This is a genomic window from Undibacterium cyanobacteriorum (assembly GCF_031326225.1).
GTDB lineage: Bacteria > Pseudomonadota > Gammaproteobacteria > Burkholderiales > Burkholderiaceae_D > Undibacterium > Undibacterium cyanobacteriorum.
Genome location: NZ_CP133720.1, coordinates 1,402,185 through 1,419,469 on the forward strand (window position 1 = coordinate 1,402,185; position 17,285 = coordinate 1,419,469).

At 49.2% G+C, this 17,285-nt stretch carries 12 protein-coding genes; 8 read left to right on the forward strand and 4 right to left on the reverse strand.

Annotated elements, in window-relative coordinates:
• The first annotated feature begins 146 nt into the window (after positions 1–146).
• The 6 genes from hutU (at position 147) to RF679_RS05780 (ending at position 7,965) form a co-directional block, all read left to right on the forward strand.
• Positions 147–1,838 carry a urocanate hydratase gene (gene hutU, locus RF679_RS05755; RefSeq protein ID WP_309483263.1) on the forward strand — a complete coding sequence of 564 codons (1,692 nt, stop codon included), beginning with the start codon at positions 147–149 and terminating at the stop codon, positions 1,836–1,838.
• A gap of 252 nt (positions 1,839–2,090) precedes the next feature.
• Entirely contained in the window at positions 2,091–3,632 is a 1,542-nt protein-coding gene (hutH, locus tag RF679_RS05760) for a histidine ammonia-lyase (RefSeq protein ID WP_309483264.1), read from the forward strand.
• 56 nt (positions 3,633–3,688) lie between these two features.
• A complete protein-coding gene (locus RF679_RS05765; protein ID WP_309483265.1) occupies positions 3,689–4,303 on the forward strand; it encodes a HutD/Ves family protein in 615 nt (204 codons plus the stop codon).
• 27 nt (positions 4,304–4,330) lie between these two features.
• On the forward strand, positions 4,331–5,536 hold the full coding sequence (hutI, locus tag RF679_RS05770; RefSeq protein ID WP_309483974.1) for an imidazolonepropionase: 1,206 nt from the start codon (positions 4,331–4,333) through the stop codon (positions 5,534–5,536).
• Positions 5,537–5,870: 334 nt separating this feature from the next.
• Positions 5,871–6,263, forward strand: a complete 393-nt coding sequence (locus tag RF679_RS05775; protein ID WP_309483266.1) for a response regulator — start codon at positions 5,871–5,873, stop codon at positions 6,261–6,263.
• 58 nt (positions 6,264–6,321) lie between these two features.
• Positions 6,322–7,965 (forward strand): diguanylate cyclase, encoded by a 1,644-nt coding sequence (locus RF679_RS05780; RefSeq protein ID WP_309483267.1) that lies wholly within the window; start codon positions 6,322–6,324, stop codon positions 7,963–7,965.
• Between the two features lie 155 nt (positions 7,966–8,120).
• Here RF679_RS05780 and parC read toward each other — a convergent pair whose 3' ends face one another.
• The 3 genes from parC to RF679_RS05795 form a co-directional block, all read right to left on the reverse strand.
• Positions 8,121–10,448 carry a DNA topoisomerase IV subunit A gene (gene parC, locus RF679_RS05785; RefSeq protein WP_309483268.1) on the reverse strand — a complete coding sequence of 776 codons (2,328 nt, stop codon included), beginning with the start codon at positions 10,446–10,448 and terminating at the stop codon, positions 8,121–8,123.
• Between the two features lie 174 nt (positions 10,449–10,622).
• On the reverse strand, positions 10,623–12,614 hold the full coding sequence (locus RF679_RS05790) for a DNA topoisomerase IV subunit B (protein ID WP_309483269.1): 1,992 nt from the start codon (positions 12,612–12,614) through the stop codon (positions 10,623–10,625).
• A gap of 287 nt (positions 12,615–12,901) precedes the next feature.
• Complete coding sequence (locus tag RF679_RS05795) at positions 12,902–14,071, reverse strand: vWA domain-containing protein (RefSeq protein ID WP_309483270.1); 1,170 nt, start codon at positions 14,069–14,071, stop codon at positions 12,902–12,904.
• Positions 14,072–14,506: 435 nt separating this feature from the next.
• Between RF679_RS05795 and rpsT the strand changes: the two genes are divergently transcribed.
• Positions 14,507–14,770 carry a 30S ribosomal protein S20 gene (gene rpsT, locus RF679_RS05800; protein WP_309483271.1) on the forward strand — a complete coding sequence of 88 codons (264 nt, stop codon included), beginning with the start codon at positions 14,507–14,509 and terminating at the stop codon, positions 14,768–14,770.
• Positions 14,771–15,019: 249 nt separating this feature from the next.
• On the opposite strand, the gene RF679_RS05805 is transcribed toward rpsT, so the two are convergent.
• Positions 15,020–15,565, reverse strand: a complete 546-nt coding sequence (locus tag RF679_RS05805) for a pseudouridine synthase (protein ID WP_309483272.1) — start codon at positions 15,563–15,565, stop codon at positions 15,020–15,022.
• A gap of 416 nt (positions 15,566–15,981) precedes the next feature.
• Between RF679_RS05805 and icd the strand changes: the two genes are divergently transcribed.
• Positions 15,982–17,235 (forward strand): NADP-dependent isocitrate dehydrogenase, encoded by a 1,254-nt coding sequence (gene icd, locus RF679_RS05810; protein ID WP_309483273.1) that lies wholly within the window; start codon positions 15,982–15,984, stop codon positions 17,233–17,235.
• Positions 17,236–17,285 lie beyond the last annotated feature (50 nt).

The window sequence follows — 17,285 nt, forward strand, 5'->3', positions numbered from 1 at the left end:
CGCATGTGTCAGTTGAAATTTTACTTGCATGAGTTGTATATACAACTTAAACTAGTTGGCATGTTGCGCTGGATACTCCTAGTATTTGTTTTTACTGCTGCCATTTTCCTTCAACCATCCAGCCCGGTTATTGATAAGGAGCTCTTATGAATCACGATCCACGTTGGGACGCAAGTCGCGAAATTCGTGCACCGCGCGGTGCAGAGAAAGTCTGTAAAACTTGGGTAGCAGAAGCGGCTTACCGCATGCTGCAAAATAATCTCGATAAGGAAGTGGCAGAGAATCCTAAGCACCTCGTGGTGTACGGCGGCATTGGCCGCGCGGCGCGTAACTGGGAATGCTTCGATCAAATTTTGGCGAGCTTGAAAGAACTCGGTGAAGATGAAACCTTGTTGATTCAATCCGGCAAACCAGTCGGCGTGTTTAAAACGACACCGGACTCCCCACGCGTGTTGATCGCTAATTCCAATTTGGTACCGAAGTGGGCGAATTGGGAACACTTCAATGAACTCGACCGCAAAGGCTTGTTCATGTATGGTCAAATGACCGCAGGTAGCTGGATCTACATCGGCACCCAAGGTATCGTGCAAGGTACTTATGAAACCTTCGCCGAAGCAGGGCGCCAACACTTTGGTGGTGATTGGGGCGGTCGCTGGATTTTGACAGCGGGCTTGGGTGGCATGGGTGGTGCGCAGCCATTAGCGGCGACCTTTGCCGGCGCCGTGTCTTTGAACATCGAATGCCAACAATCGAGTATCGATTTCCGCTTGCGCACGCGCTATGTCGATAAACAAGCTAAAGACTTGGACGACGCGATCGAATTGATCAAGTTCCATACAGCACGCAAAGATGCGATCTCGATTGCTTTGTTGGGCAACGCGGCCGACATTTTGCCAGAATTGGTCAAGCGCGCTCAAGCGGGTGGCATCAAACCAGATTTGGTCACAGATCAAACTTCGGCTCACGATTTGATTAATGGCTATTTGCCGATTGGCTGGTCAGTCGAACAGTGGAAAGAGGCACAGAAAGATCCAAGTCAACATGCGAAGCTAACGGCTGATGCGGCACAAGCTTGCGCAGTCCATGTGCAAGCGATGTTGGATTTCCATGCGATGGGTATTCCAACCGTCGATTACGGTAATAATATTCGTCAAGTGGCATTCGATACTGGCGTTAAGAATGCCTTTGATTTCCCAGGTTTTGTTCCTGCTTATATTCGTCCTTTGTTCTGCGATGGTAAAGGACCATTCCGTTGGGTGGCTTTGTCCGGTGATCCAGAAGACATCCGTAAGACTGATGCGAAAATTAAGGAACTCTTCCCGGAGAATAAAGGCGTTCACAAATGGTTGGATATGGCCGGTGAACGCATCGCCTTCCAAGGTTTACCAGCGCGTATTTGCTGGTTAGGTTTGGGTGAACGTCATATCGCCGGCTTGGCGTTTAATGAGATGGTCAAGAACGGCGAATTGAAAGCGCCGATCGTCATCGGTCGTGATCACTTGGATACAGGGTCTGTGTCTAGCCCGAATCGCGAAACCGAAGGCATGAAGGACGGCACCGATGCGGTATCTGATTGGCCTTTGTTGAATGCCTTGTTGAACACCGCAGGCGGTGCGAGCTGGGTCTCCTTGCATCACGGCGGCGGCGTCGGCATGGGCTACTCACAACACTCAGGTATGGTGATCGTGGCTGATGGTACAGAAGCAGCAGCAAAACGTTTGGCGCGCGTACTCGTCAATGACTGCGGCTCCGGTGTCATGCGTCATGCAGATGCTGGCTACGAACAAGCTGTTGCTTGCGCTAAGCGTAATGGCTTGAATTTGCCGATGATTAAATAATTTTCGTTGACGTCGAACTGAATATTAAAACCCCTCAACGCCGAAGCGCAGAGGCGCAGAGAAGTAAAGAAACGCAGAGAAGTAAAGAAACGTAGAGAGATTGAGCATGTCATTCCCGCGAAGGCGGGAATCCAGTGGCGTTGATCGCTTACCGAAAGACACTGGGCTCCTGCCTGCGCAGGAGCGACAAACAGAAAGCCTCTGCGCCTCAGCGTCTCGGCGTTGAGGGGTTTAAAAAACAAAGGATAAAACATGAGCACAACATTCACCATTCAACCTGGCCAATTCAAACTCGCAGATTTGCGGGCGATTTGGCAGGCTCCTGTGAAATTGGCATTGGCTGAATCGGCCTATGCTGCGATCAATGAATCTTCCGCCACCATCGATCGTATCGTGGCCAAGGGGGATGCCGCCTACGGTATCAATACCGGTTTTGGTAAATTGGCCAAAACCCGCATTCCCGATGAAGATCTGGAATTACTGCAAAAGAATTTGATCTTGTCGCACTCGGTCGGCTCAGGTGAATTGATCGCTGATGAAGTCGTACGATTGATTATCGCGATGAAGATCGCAAGTTTGGCACGTGGTTTCTCGGGCATTCGTTCGTCCGTCATTGATACCATGATCGCCGCCTACAATGCGGGCATCATGCCAGCGATTCCAGTCAAAGGTTCCGTCGGTGCTTCGGGCGATTTGGCTCCTTTATCCCACATGACCTTAGCAATCATGGGCGAAGGCCCAGTGCGAGTGAATGGTCAGATGATGGATGCCAAAGCAGCCTTGGCCCAAGCTGGCATTACACCAGTGGTGTTGGCCGCGAAAGAAGGTTTGGCGCTGATCAATGGCACGCAAGTCTCAACCGCTTTAGCCTTGAACGGTTTGTTTTTAGCCGAACGTTTATTGGAAGCCGCGACTATTACCGGTGCTTTGTCCGTCGATGCGGCCAAGGGGAGTGATGCGCCGTTTGATCCACGGATTCATGCAGTACGAGGTCAACCTGGTCAAATCGCGACAGCAAATATCTATCGCACCTTGTTAAACGGCAGCGAGATTCGTAAGTCGCACTTGGTGAACGATGAGCGCGTACAAGATCCGTATTGCTTACGTTGCCAACCACAGGTGATGGGCGCGTGCTTAGACATCATCAACAATGCAGCGCGCACTTTGCTGACCGAAGCCAACGCCGTGACTGATAATCCTTTGGTGTTTGTGGATACCAACGAAGTCATTTCTGGTGGTAATTTTCACGCAGAGCCAGTGGCTTTCGCAGCCGATACATTGGCGTTGGCGATCGCAGAAATTGGTTCGATTTCGGAACGCCGTATTGCGCTGTTGATCGATGCTTCAATCTCCGGTTTGCCACCGTTCTTGGTGCAAGGCTCTGGTTTGAATTCTGGCTTCATGATTGCTCACGTGACAGCAGCTGCTTTAGCTTCCGAGAATAAATCGCATGCGCATCCTTCGAGTGTCGATACGATTCCAACTTCAGCAAATCAAGAAGACCACGTCAGTATGGCGACTTATGCTGGCCGTCGTTTGCATGAAATGGCGCACAATACCGCCACGATCGTCGGTATTGAATTATTGGCCGCAGCGCAAGGCGTTGATTTCCACGCCCCGCTGAAGACTTCCGATGCTTTGAGCAAAGTACATGGCATGCTGCGTGATAAAGTCACGTTCTACGACAAAGATCGTTTCTTTGCACCTGATATTGAAGCAGCAAAGAACCTCGTCGTTGACGGTGCGCTGAGCTCGCAATTCGCTGATTTGTACGCGCATTTGTATTTGGCATAAGACCAGCCCACCCGATCCGATAAGTGTTTCATCGGCTCATCGAATAGGACATCAACATGCGTAAATGGACGCCTAAAGATTACAAGACCATGCCCTGGAAAAATGGCGGAGGGAGCACGACCGAGCTCGCCATTTTTCCTGAGGGGGCGGGCATTGATCAGTTTATTTGGCGTTTGAGCACAGCGACGGTGGCGCAAGATGGGCCGTTTTCGCACTTCGCACAAATCGATCGTAGCTTAGCGATCTTGTCTGGTGCAGGCATGGTGCTGCAAGCGTCGAAAGAAGCCAGTGAAGGTGTTAATGAAGGCGTCAATGAAGGCGTCAAGTTGACGCAGGCCAGCATGCCGCACCGGTTCACAGGTGAAGAGCCGATTTACGCCAAGTTGATCGATGATACCGTGGTCGATTTGAATTTGATGACGCGACGCGATGTATGTCAGCACTATATGCAACGCTTACTTGGTGGTGATCACGAGATTCGCGAAGAGCAAGCCAATCAAGTGCTGCTGTTTTGCGAACGCGGTCAAGCGCGTATTCGCCATGGCATGGATTTGGAAGCGGGTGATTTGATTTTGATTGACGAAGAGAAAGCGCAAGCTGGCATTCATTTTCATTTGCAAACTTCGGAAGACAGCATTGTGTATTTGATGCGTATTAGCTTCCTCAGTTAGTACGTCTACGTGATCAAAAGGTTGTATATGTGGGATAGCTTGTGGATCAATGTGCATCTCGCGACCATGCGAGATGGTTACGGTGAAATTGTCGATGGCGCGATTGCTGTGAAAGATGGCAAGATTGCTTGGCTAGGATCTGTCAGTGCGCTACCGGCCGATTATCAAACTAAAGTGATCCATGATGGCCAAGGCTGTTGGTTGACGCCAGGTTTGATCGATTGTCATACCCACTTGGTCTATGCAGGTAATCGCAGTAATGAATTTGAAGCGCGTTTGAATGGTGTCGCTTACGAAGAAATCGCGCGCCAAGGCGGTGGCATTGTGTCGACGGTGCGGGCCACGCGCGCCGCTTCAGAGCAAGAATTGTACGAACAGAGTTTGCCACGTTTGCGTAGTAGTCTTGAGCAAGGCATTACGACCATCGAAATCAAATCGGGCTATGGCTTGGATACCGTTAGCGAAGCCAAGATGCTCAGAGTGGCGCGCCGTATGCAAGCTGAGCATGCCGTTCGTGTCAGAACCACCTTCCTAGGCGCGCATGCGCTCCCTCCAGAGTTCGCTGGTCGTGCTGACGATTACATCGATGAAGTGTGTCAGCATATGTTGCCAGCCATTGCGGCCGAAGGTTTGGCGGATGCGGTCGATGTTTTTTGTGAAAAAATCGGCTTCACTCCAGCGCAAACCGAACGTGTTTTTGCCGCCGCGAAGGCGCACGGCTTACCGGTGAAATTGCATGCGGAACAGTTATCCGATCAAGGCGGCGCTGCCTTGACCGCACGTTATCAAGGACTATCGGCAGATCATCTTGAATACCTTACTGACAGCGGAATTGAAGCAATGCGTGAGGCCGGTACGGTGGCGGTACTCTTGCCGGGGGCTTTCTATTTCTTACGTGAGACCAAATTGCCGCCGATTGAAGCATTGCGCAAAGCAGGTGTCGCGATGGCCGTGGCCAGTGACTGTAATCCCGGCACGTCGCCAATGACTTCTCCCTTGTTGAGTATGAATATGGCGTGCACCTTATTCCGCCTAACTCCGCTCGAGGCTTTGCAAGGAACCACGATTCATGCAGCAAAAGCGTTGGGTCTCGCTGATGAAGTCGGTAGCCTGGAAGTCGGCAAACGTGCCGACTTTGCCCTGTGGTGTATCACGCGCCCGGCAGATTTAGCGTATCAGATTGGGATTAACCCACATTTCATGACGGTGTTTGCCGGCCAAGTGCGGAAATGATGGCGACCGAAAGAGCAGGGAAATAGGCCGCAACGGATCTTTCGTCCTAGAACTTGAGTTTGAAAAAGCGGTACCAAGCCCTTCGCTGTAGGCCTCGTTTACGAGCGAAATCAAGAAAATTGGAATGTGCCAATTATTTCCTGTTGGAAAAAATTAACGAATCTGATAATTTCCTTTGAGATCGTCCAGCGCGACGATATGATTACACAGAAAACGTGTACGTCGCGGTGACTCGAACAGTCTAAATCGTTAGTCTGAATCGAAGAGCTAAAAATCGAATGACTCAAGTGCTCTAGATTTGAGCTCGTTCATGAAGCCAACTCAAAGGATGCTTATGTCTGCAAATTCACTCACCAATATCTTGTACGTGGAAGACGATCTCGATATTCAGGCCGTTGCGCAGATCGCCTTGGAAGTCGTCGGTGGTTACACACTAAAAACTTGCAGCTCTGGCGCGGAGGCAATCGCAGCAATCGAGGGAGGTTTTGTACCTGATTTGCTGTTGTTAGACGTGATGATGCCCAACATGGATGGGCCGACTACTTTGGCCGAACTGCGCAAGATGAGCACCACGGCATCGACCCCAGTGATATTTATGACCGCCAAAGTGCAATCTAGCGAACAAGATTACTACTTCACCTTGGGTGCTATTGGCGTGATTGCCAAGCCCTTCGATCCTATGAGTTTGTCCGTTCAGGTAAGAACTCTGTGGGAAAAAGTTAGTTAAAAAAATTTCGGGCACCGAATCATGACGCTAATCGGTTGCGCCAAATAAGGATATTCACGTGAGCTCAGCAGACGAAGAACTTGAGGCGGCGATCCGAGCGCTTGGTCAAGTTTTCATTTCTAAACTTCCAGGTAAATTGGCGGAGATAGAAGACGCCAAGGATGCTTTTTGCAGTAACTCCGATAACAAAGAACATGAAGCCTTGCTGCATAGACTGCTTCATACAATGGCAGGTTCCGCTGGAACCTTCGGTTTCCCAGAAATGGGCGCTAAGGCGCGCGTTCTTGAATCTCAACTCAAAGCCCATATAGCCGGAGAAGTTTGGGATCAAGCTCGCTTAGACTTATTTTGCCGCGATATCGAAACGTATATTCAAGAGTCGCGCGTGGCGGAACCTGAGGCTGAGCCAGAGGCTCTTGCGCCTGTGAAGGCACCGGTTGTGGAGGCAGAGCGTAAGCTCATTTATTTAGTCGACAGTGATTTCGAGAAGACCGCCGAAATTGTGGCCCAGTTAGAGCAGTTCGCTTTTGACGTTTGCCATATCGAATGTCTTGAGTATTTGGCGGAAGCACTTGACGAAAAAATGCCGCATTTCCTAGTGATCGACCTTGATTGCCAGCATGGCTATCACGCAGGCGGTGACGAAATCGAACGCTTGCAGGCACAAGGACGCAAGTTGCCGCCTACCTTGTTCATGTCGAACTTAAACAGTTTTGAGAGCCGGTTGCGGGCCGTGCGCGCTGGTGGCGAAGGTTTTTTCCTGAAGCCGGTTGACGTCCTCGCGTTGACCGAACGCATGGAAGAAATTCTTGCATTGCCTGAGCCACGCTTATATCGCATTTTGATCATTGATGACGATGTCGATTTAACGAACGCTTACAGCACATTGTTGAAGTCGGCTGGCATGATCGTCGAAGTGTTGAATGACCCGGAATTAGTATTGGAGCGTATGGCGAGTTTTAGACCAGAGCTGCTGTTGATGGACATTTACATGCCGAACTGTGATGGTGTTGAGCTTTCGAAAGTGATTCGCCAAGATCATTCCTACCTGGATGTCCCGATTATTTTTCTGTCGAGCGAACAAGATGAACAGAAGCAGATTGCCGCTGTCAAAGTGGGTGCTGATGATTTCTTATGTAAGCCAATCGCGCCTGAATTGCTGATTTCTTCGTTGTCTTCACGTGCGGAACGCTTCCGTTCTTTACGTACTTTGGTCATGCGCGATGGCTTAACAGGCCTGTTTAATCATACTGCGATCAAAGAAGACCTTATCGCCAAGATTTCAAGTGCGAGCCGCACCGTGACCTGCGTGGCGGTGGCCATGATCGATCTTGATAACTTCAAAATGGTGAACGATACCTACGGTCATCAGATGGGCGATCAAGTTCTGCGCACTTTGTCTCACATGCTTAAGCAACGTCTCAGAAAAAGTGACGCAGTGGGCCGCTATGGTGGTGAAGAGTTTATTGTCATTTTCCCCAACACGACCGCCGATGTTGCACGGATGGTGTTAGATAAAATTCGTACAGCCTTTAGTCGTGTTGTTCACGTTTCTGAACACGGAGAATTTAAGGTGGGGTTCTCAGCGGGTATCGCCGATTCGCGTCAAACAGCGAACCCCGATGAATTATTGACCGTCGCTGACGCTGCTTTGTACAAAGCGAAAGCAAATGGCAAGAATCAGGTGGTATTGGGCGAATAAAACAAATTGAGTCGAACAAATTGAGTCAAACAAATGACGTAAGCAAAAATGGCACTGAGTTTCAGTGCCATTTTTTTGTGTAGTTAAATCAGCTTACTTAAGAACTTCATCAGAGCAGTGCCTAAGCACTTTGCTCTGAATCTTTAGCAACCAATCTAATTTTTCTGCAGACTTTGCGCTTTGACTTTGGCTTCTAAAGCCTTGCCTTTGCGTGCACGTTTGCCGATGTGGTTGGCTAAGCCCGAAGCGCTTAAACTCACTTCTTGTGCTTTGCCACCGCGGCCGATGCCATGAACCTTGACACCTTTTTGACTGATCGCAGTTGCCGCCAAGAGTTTCTCCTTGTCTTCCAACTCCATCAAGATCACGCCACGACCACCGCTCGAGAGTTGTTTGATTTCATTGAGACCAAACACCAATAAACGTCCTTTTTCAGATAAACAAGCAATCGCACTTGCATCCTCTGACACCGCGCTTGGCGCTAATGGCTCATCACCATCATCAAGCGTCATAAAGGCTTTACCCGCTTTCATACGTCCGACCATATCACCCAATTTGGCGGTGAAGCCATAACCAGCGGTGGACGCCAACAGTAACTGAATTTCTGCTTTGCCAGCGTAGTAATGCATGATACGAGTGCCAGCGGCTAAGTCGATCAAGGTGGTCACTGGAACGCCGTCACCGCGCGCACCGGGCAGGGCAGAGACCGCCACAGAATAAACACGACCATTGGAGCCGAACACGAGTAAATTATCGACCGTACGGCATTCGAAAGTGCCATACAATTTATCACCTGCTTTGAAGGTGAATTGGGCAGGATCATGATCATGACCTGTGCGTGCACGAACCCAGCCTTTTTCAGAAACCACAACGGTGACCGGCTCGTCGATGACTTTTTGTTCGACCGAGGCTTTTTGTGCTTCTTCAATCAAGGTGCGGCGCGCATCGCCATATTGTTTAGCGTCGCCTTCGATTTCTTTGATGATGCAACGTTTCATCGCCGAAGGATCGTCGAGCAAATTCTGCAAGCCACTCTTCTCATTGCGCAATTCTGCTAATTCTTGCTCGATCTTGATGGCTTCTAAACGTGCCAACTGACGCAAACGAATTTCGAGAATATCTTCAGCTTGGCGATCAGACAAACGGAAAGCAGTGATCAGAGCGGGCTTCGGTTCATCGGATTCGCGAATGATCTTGATGACTTTATCGATATTCAATAGAACCGCTTGGCGACCTTCGAGGATATGAATACGATCATCGACTTTCTGCAGACGGAAGCGGGTACGGCGTGTGACCGTCTCAAAGCGGAAACTGATCCATTCACCGAGAATTTCGCCCAAGGCTTTTTGACGTGGACGTCCATCGCCACCAATCATGACCAAATTGAGTGAAGCCGAGGTCTCAAGCGAAGTATGCGCCAATAGCATTTGCATGAACTCAGTCTGATCTTGATTCTTCGATTTAGGCTCGAGAACCAGTCGGACCGCAGCATCTTTACCAGACTCATCGCGCACGGCGTCAAGCACCGATAACATGATTTGCTTTTGGCTGATTTGTTCTGGTGACAGCGATTTTTTACCGAGTTTGACTTTAGGATTGGTGATCTCTTCGATCTCTTCCAAAACTTTTTGGGTCGAGGTACCCGGTGGCAGTTCCGTGACCACGGCTTGCCATTGGCCACGCGCTAACTCTTCAATTTTCCAGCGCGCGCGCACTTTCACACTGCCGCGACCAGTGGCGTAAATATCGCTGATGGCCGCTGCTGGCGTAATGATTTGACCGCCACCAGGGAAGTCCGGGCCCGGAATATGTTCCATCAATTCAGCATGGCTGATTTTAGGATTGCGGATCATCGCGACTGCGGCTTTGGCGACTTCGTTCAAATTATGCGAAGGGATTTCGGTAGCCATACCCACCGCGATACCGGAGGCGCCATTCAAGAGCACGAAAGGCAAACGTCCTGGCAGTAACGTTGGTTCTTCATAAGAGCCATCATAGTTGGCTTGGAAGTCGACCGTGCCGAGATCAATTTCATCGAGCAATAATTTGGAGATCGGCGTTAAACGGGCTTCGGTGTAACGCATCGCCGCAGCACCATCGCCATCGCGTGAACCGAAGTTACCTTGACCATCAATAAGCGGGTAGCGTAGTGAGAAATCTTGCGCCATCCGTACCATCGCGTCATACACAGACTGGTCGCCATGGGGATGCAATTTACCGAGTACTTCACCGACCACGGTGGCGGATTTACGGGGCTTAGCACTGGCGTTCAAACCAAGCTCATTCATCGAATACAAAATTCGACGTTGCACAGGTTTTTGACCGTCACTCACATCGGGCAAGGCACGGCCTTTGACGACTGAAATCGCATAGTCCAAATAAGCACGCTCGGCAAAGGTCGCCAGCGTCAAAGACTCGCCGTCATTGCCACCACCGCCATTATTGTCCGGCACTTCATCAAATAAATTTGCTTGTTCGCTCATAATCTTATTGTCAAATTTGGGGCGGGTTTACCCACTCTATGTTCTTAATTTTTCAGGGAGACTCAGAAATTCGATTCCGCGGATGCAGTACAAGGCGCAAACCAAAGCAATACGTCGGTATTGCGAGGATTTGCAACGCCGTAATGCGCCGCGCAATCGGATTTATGAGGCTCACTAGATGTCGGCGTCGACTTCGTTACCATGCTCTTCCAACCACGAACGACGTGCCGCCGATTCGCTCTTGCCCATCAGCATATTGAAGCGGCCTTCGGAGAATGTTTGATCGAATTCGCCAAGTGACACTGGCAATAGGCGACGTGTATCCGGATTCATGGTGGTTTCCCATAATTGGTTGGCGTTCATCTCACCCAAACCTTTAAAGCGGGAGATGGTCCATGCGCCTTCTTTTACGCCGTCTTTACGCAATTTATCTTCGATCGCAGTTAATTCGCCTTGATCGAGCGCGTAAATTTTCTGCGCCGGTTTCTTACCGCGGGCAGGGGCATCCACACGGAACAAAGGTGGACGTGCGATGCAGATGTGGCCACGGGCAATCAGTTGCGGGAAATGCTTGAAGAACAGTGTCAACAACAAAACCTGAATGTGAGAACCATCGACGTCCGCATCAGACAGAATGCAAATCTTGCCGTAACGCAGATTGCTGAGATCGACTGTATCGTTGACACCATGCGGGTCAACACCAATCGCTACGGCGATATCGTGAATCTCATTGTTCGCAAACAAGCGATCGCGTTCTGATTCCCATGAATTCAAGACCTTGCCGCGTAATGGCAGAATCGCTTGGAACTCTTTATCGCGTCCCATCTTTGCTGAGCCACCCGCAGAGTCACCTTCGACTAAGAACAGCTCATTGCGGCTGATGTCATCCGATTCGCAATCAGTCAACTTACCTGGCAACACCGCCACGCCAGACGATTTTTTCTTCTCGACTTTTTGCAAAGAGCGCAAACGTGATTGCGCTTGTTTAATGACGAGTTCGGCTAATTTTTTACCCAGTTCGACGTGTGAGTTCAACCATAATTCCAAAGGAGGTTTGGCAAAACTCGAGACCAAACGCACCGCATCGCGTGAGTTCAAACGCTCTTTAATTTGACCTTGGAATTGTGGATCTAATACTTTGGCAGACAAAACAAACGAAGCGCGTGCGAACACGTCTTCTGGTAAAAGTTTGACGCCTTTCGGTAATAATGAGTGCATCTCTGCAAAGCTCTTCACCGCCCCAAACAAACCTTCGCGCAAACCGGATTCGTGCGTACCGCCAGCTGGCGTCGGAATCAAGTTTACATAGGATTCACGAACAACCGTGCCATCTTCGGTCCAGGCAACCACCCAAGAGGCGCCTTCGCCTTCGGCAAAACCGTCAACTTCCGCGGTGGCGAATTGTTCGCCTTCAAACATAGGGATAACGAGTTCGCCATGGTTCGTTTGCGCCAGGGCTTCAGTCAAGTAACCACGTAGGCCTTGGTCGTATTGCCAGGTTTGGGTTTCACCAGTTTTTGCATTGATTAAAGAGACGCGCACGCCTGGTAACAACACGGCTTTAGAGCGCAAGAGACGCTGCATTTCCGGCACGGAGATAGCCGCCGAGTCGAAGTACTTGGCATCGGGCCAGACCGTCACGCGCGTTCCATTTTTCTTGTCGCCACGACCTAAGGTTTGCGTGCTCAATGGTTCGATCACATCGCCATTGGCGAAGGTTAGACGATGTAAGCCGCCTTCGCGCCAAACGGTAATTTCTAAACGTTTGGAAAGAGCATTGGTAACCGATACACCAACACCATGCAAACCGCCTGAGAAAGCATAGGCGCCGCCCGAACCTTTGTCGAACTTACCGCCCGCGTGCAGACGTGTGAAAACGATCTCGACCGTTGGTACGCCTTCGTCTGGATGCAAACCAACCGGAATACCGCGACCATCATCTTCTACACTGACGCTGCCGTCGGTATTGAGTGTGACTTCGATATTTTTACAATGACCACCGAGCGCTTCGTCGGAGGCATTGTCGATCACTTCTTGAATAATATGGAGTGGATTTTCAGTGCGGGTGTACATCCCCGGTCTTTGCTTGACCGGTTCCAAACCTTTCAGGACCCGGATCGATGATTCACTATAGTCGGATGGAGTCGTATTTTTTTTGGTTGCCATGCGATGAATTGGATAGGTTATTAATTATTGTGTTGGAGAATTTCAGTGTTGGCATGCAATCTGATTTCGTCTGCTTTCACCCAGATGAGACCGTGTAAGGTCGATCGAAAAGGGTAAAAACACTCTTTTTTATCGTACACGGAAACACAGTGATTGGACAATTATTGCGAAATACTGGCTTTATGTACAGTGATTTTGCGTATTAATCGCTTGGTGGATGTTGTTTCTTGTTCGAGAACAGCGCATATCAATTCATTTTCCCTGGAACTATTATTGAATTTTTATGCCTATTTGCTCAATAAGCGCATGCCTTGTTCCAAACCGCTGAGCGTGATCGGGAACATGCGATTGTTCACAATCTGACGAATGATGGCGATCGATTGACGATATTGCCAAATGCCCTCGGGTTCGGGATTGAGCCAAACGAACTTGGGGAAGTGCGAAGTGAAACGTTGCAGCCACGTCGCACCAGCCTCTTCGTTGTTGTATTCGACTGAGCCGCCGGGTTGCAGAATTTCGTAGGGACTCATGGTGGCATCGCCGACAAAGATCAGTTTGGTATCGGGTGGATATTTGCGGATCAAATCCCAAGTGGCCAATTTCTCGGAGTGACGACGGTGGTTGTTTTTCCAAAGATAGTCGTACACGCAATTGTGGAAATAGTAGAACTCAAGATTTTTGAATTCTGTTTTGGCGGCGGAGAAGAGTTCTTCGACCTGCTCGATGTGGTCGTCCATAGTGCCGCCGACATCTAAAAGCATCAGAACCTTAATATTGTTTTTGCGTTCCGGCTGCATCTTGATATCGAGATAGCCCGCATTATTGGCAGTCGCTTTGATGGTGGCATCCAAGGCGAATTCATCGTGCGCACCTTGGCGCGCGAACCGCCGTAAGCGACGCAGCGCGACTTTGATATTGCGGGTGCCAAGTTCGCGTTCAGTATCGTAATCACGGAAAGCACGTGCTTCCCACACTTTGACGGCGGAACGACGTTCACTCTTACCACCGATGCGTATGCCCTCGGGATTATCGCCGCCATTGCCAAACGGGGAGGTGCCGCCAGTGCCTATCCAACGATTGCCGCCTTCATGGCGTTCCTTCTGTTGTTCCAATAATTCTTTGAGCCTGTCCATCAATTTGTCGTAGCCGAACTTTTCAAGCGCGGCGCGTTGTTCGGGCGTGAGTTCGCGCTCCAAGCGTTTTTTGAGCCAATCGAGCGGAATATCGGGATGCTTCTCGAAGATGGTCTCGATGCCCTTGAAGTAGGCCGCAAATGCTTTATCGAATTTATCGAAATGCGCTTCGTCTTTGACTAAGGTGGTGCGAGCGAGAAAGTAGAATTCGTCGAGGGAAGGCGCGATAATGCCCGCCTGCAACGCCTCTAAGAGCATCAAAAATTCTTTGATCGACACAGGTACTTTAGCGTCGCGTAAGGTAAAAAAGAAATCGATTAACACGTTGAATTGGCCCGCCTAGTGCAATGATGAAGGTGACGCTTGTATTGAATGTATTGCTGCAATTGCTTGAATGGATGCAGTCTAGCACCGGCATCACCGGACTGCCCAGTGGCAAAGCTAGTGCAACTCCTTTAAAGAGGTCGGTTTGAATTTGTGTTATTGCTTGCTTTGCATTCTTGAGGCGATTTGCCTTCCATCCAGTATTCAAACAATAGGCGATAATCCTGAAGTTGACAAAGAAACCAGAAAGTCTGAATTAGACTCGTTATAGTTTGGTTTTCTTCGGCTAAACACTTCAAATTTGTGGAACTGGCTTGCACGGGGTTTTAAAACGGGTTATACTACAAAGCTGTTCAGAATTTTATTGCGGCGAGGCCAAGTAAGTTTGAGACTTACATCTTGAACCCGTCGCGTTGACTACGTTTAGGAAATCACATGGCAAATACCGCACAAGCACGCAAACGTGCTCGTCAAGCAATCAAACAAAACGCGCACAACTCTAGTCAGCGTTCGACTTTGCGTACAGCAATCAAGGCTGTTCGTAAAGCAATCGAAGCTGGTGATAAAGCAGCTGCTGCAGAGATTTTCCAAAAGTCTGTTTCGACGATTGACAGCATCGCTGACAAGAAAATCATCCACAAAAACAAAGCAGCTCGTCATAAGAGCCGTTTGGCAACAGCGATCAAAGCATTGGCTTAATCGATTGTTGAGCTTGGATGGGCTCGCGATGGCGCAGCTTATCCGAGGATGATACGCATCTTTAATTGAGTGTGTTTTCGAGCTGGCTGTGTATGCAGGCTCATAGAATCGCGCACTAAATTTGATGTGATAGCGGCGAAAGCTGCAAGAGAAAAACCGCAATTACGATTGCGGTTTTTGTCATTTCTGGATACCTACTTTAACTGCTTGAGCCAAACCCTTGTTTCGACCCGACTTCGACTGATCTTTTTAAGTCTTTAACTCCATCATTTCACCTGGCATGAGCGGGTGGGTGGCGAGTGAATAATCTCCAATCGCACTACGAATCAGACGTAAAGTCGGAAGTCCAACGGCGGCAGTCATACGTCGCACCTGGCGATTTTTGCCTTCGGCGAGCACCATGCAGAGCCAGCTCGTTGGGATATTGGCGCGCTGGCGTATCGGTGGATTGCGCGGCCACAGCCAATCCGGTTCGGCTATTTCAAATGCCTGGCAGGGAAGCGTCGTAAAGTCGCCTAAATTCAATGGAGCCTGCAAGCGCTGCAATTGCTCCGCACTGGCACTTCCTTCCACTTGCACTAAATACGTTTTACTTTCTTTCCAATCAGGATGGCTAATCTTGTGCTGTAGTTTGCCGTCGTCCGTGAGCAAAATCAGACCTTCGCTATCGGCGTCGAGGCGTCCAGCGGGATAAACCTTGGGAATCTTAATGTAATCAGCCAAAGTAGGGCGCTGCGGATGCGGCGAAAATTGGCACACAACATCAAACGGTTTATTAAAGAGTATCAGTTTCATGCAGGAGTATTTTGCGTATGGTTTTTGCGAGGGTAGCGGGTGGTCTTTGGCAGACTCCTGATAGTGATTTTCGAGATTTGCTTGTGCAGGTTTTTTGCCATATTGTCAGTGAAGTTCGGCGATCTCGTGTCGATCACATCAAAAACGCTGCAAGTTTGCACATTATCCTTGATAAATCACAGTTTGCGGGTGTTGCAAAGGGATGGCATCAAGTAAAATAGTAGTGCATAATACGAAATGGTGGTCTTCTGTCTTATATAAGACTCTCGCGATTTTCAAAGTTTTGCGGTGTTTAATCTCACTGCGAGACGGCGATTTTGTGAAAAGTTTTTTTATAAGGTATCAAGGCATGTTAATCGCACGCCCAGCGCGACGTCTTGTTCAACGCTAGCTTGCATGTATCCACGGAGAAAACGATGTATCAACATATTAAAGTACCTGCTGAAGGTCAAAAAATTACCGTCAACGCTGACTTCTCTTTGAATGTTCCAGATAATCCGATCATTCCTTACATCGAAGGTGACGGTACTGGTGTTGATATCAGCCCAGTCATGATCAAAGTGGTGGATGCAGCCGTGGCAAAAGCTTACGGTGGCAAGCGCAAGATCAGCTGGATGGAAATTTTCGCAGGTGAAAAATCCACTAAAGTGTATGGCCCAGACGTGTGGTTGCCAGAAGAAACTTTGGCGGCATTGAAAGAATACGTTGTTTCTATCAAAGGTCCATTGACGACACCAGTTGGTGGCGGTATCCGTTCATTGAACGTGGCCTTGCGTCAAGAGCTGGATCTCTACGTTTGTTTACGTCCAGTACGTTATTTCAAAGGCGTGCCATCTCCAGTACGTGAACCAGAAAAAACGGACATGGTCATCTTCCGTGAAAACTCTGAAGATATCTACGCAGGTGTTGAATTTGCTCAAGGCTCTGATCAAGTGAAGAAATTGATCAAGTTCTTGCAAGAAGAAATGGGCGTCAAGAAAATCCGCTTCCCAGAAACATCTGGTATCGGCGTGAAACCTGTTTCTATCGAAGGTACAGAGCGTTTGGTACGCAAAGCGATCCAATACGCAATCGACAATGACAAGCCATCCGTGACGATCGTTCACAAAGGTAACATCATGAAGTACACCGAAGGTGGCTTCCGTGATTGGGCATACGCATTGGCACAAAAAGAATTTGGCGCAGAATTGATCGACGGCGGCCCATGGTGCAAATTCAAGAATCCAAAAACAGGTAAAGAAATTATCGTTAAGGATTCCATCGCTGACGCATTCTTGCAGCAAATCTTGTTGCGCCCAGCAGAATACAGCGTTATCGCTACATTGAACTTGAATGGCGACTACATCTCCGACGCTTTGGCAGCACAAGTTGGTGGTATCGGTATCGCTCCAGGTGCGAACTTGTCTGACTCCATCGCAATGTTCGAAGCAACGCACGGTACAGCACCAAAATACGCAGGTAAAGATTACGTGAACCCAGGTTCCTTGATCTTGTCCGCAGAAATGATGTTGCGTCACATGGGCTGGTTCGAAGCCGCTGATTTGTTGATTTCTTCAACAGAAAAAGCGATCACTTCTAAGAAAGTGACCTACGACTTCGCGCGCTTGATGGAAGGTGCTACTCAGGTATCTTGCTCCGGTTTTGGAGATGTAATGATCGACAACATGTAATTTTTAAGCGTCGTTAAATCCAATTCTCGGGCGCATATCTTCGTTGCAAA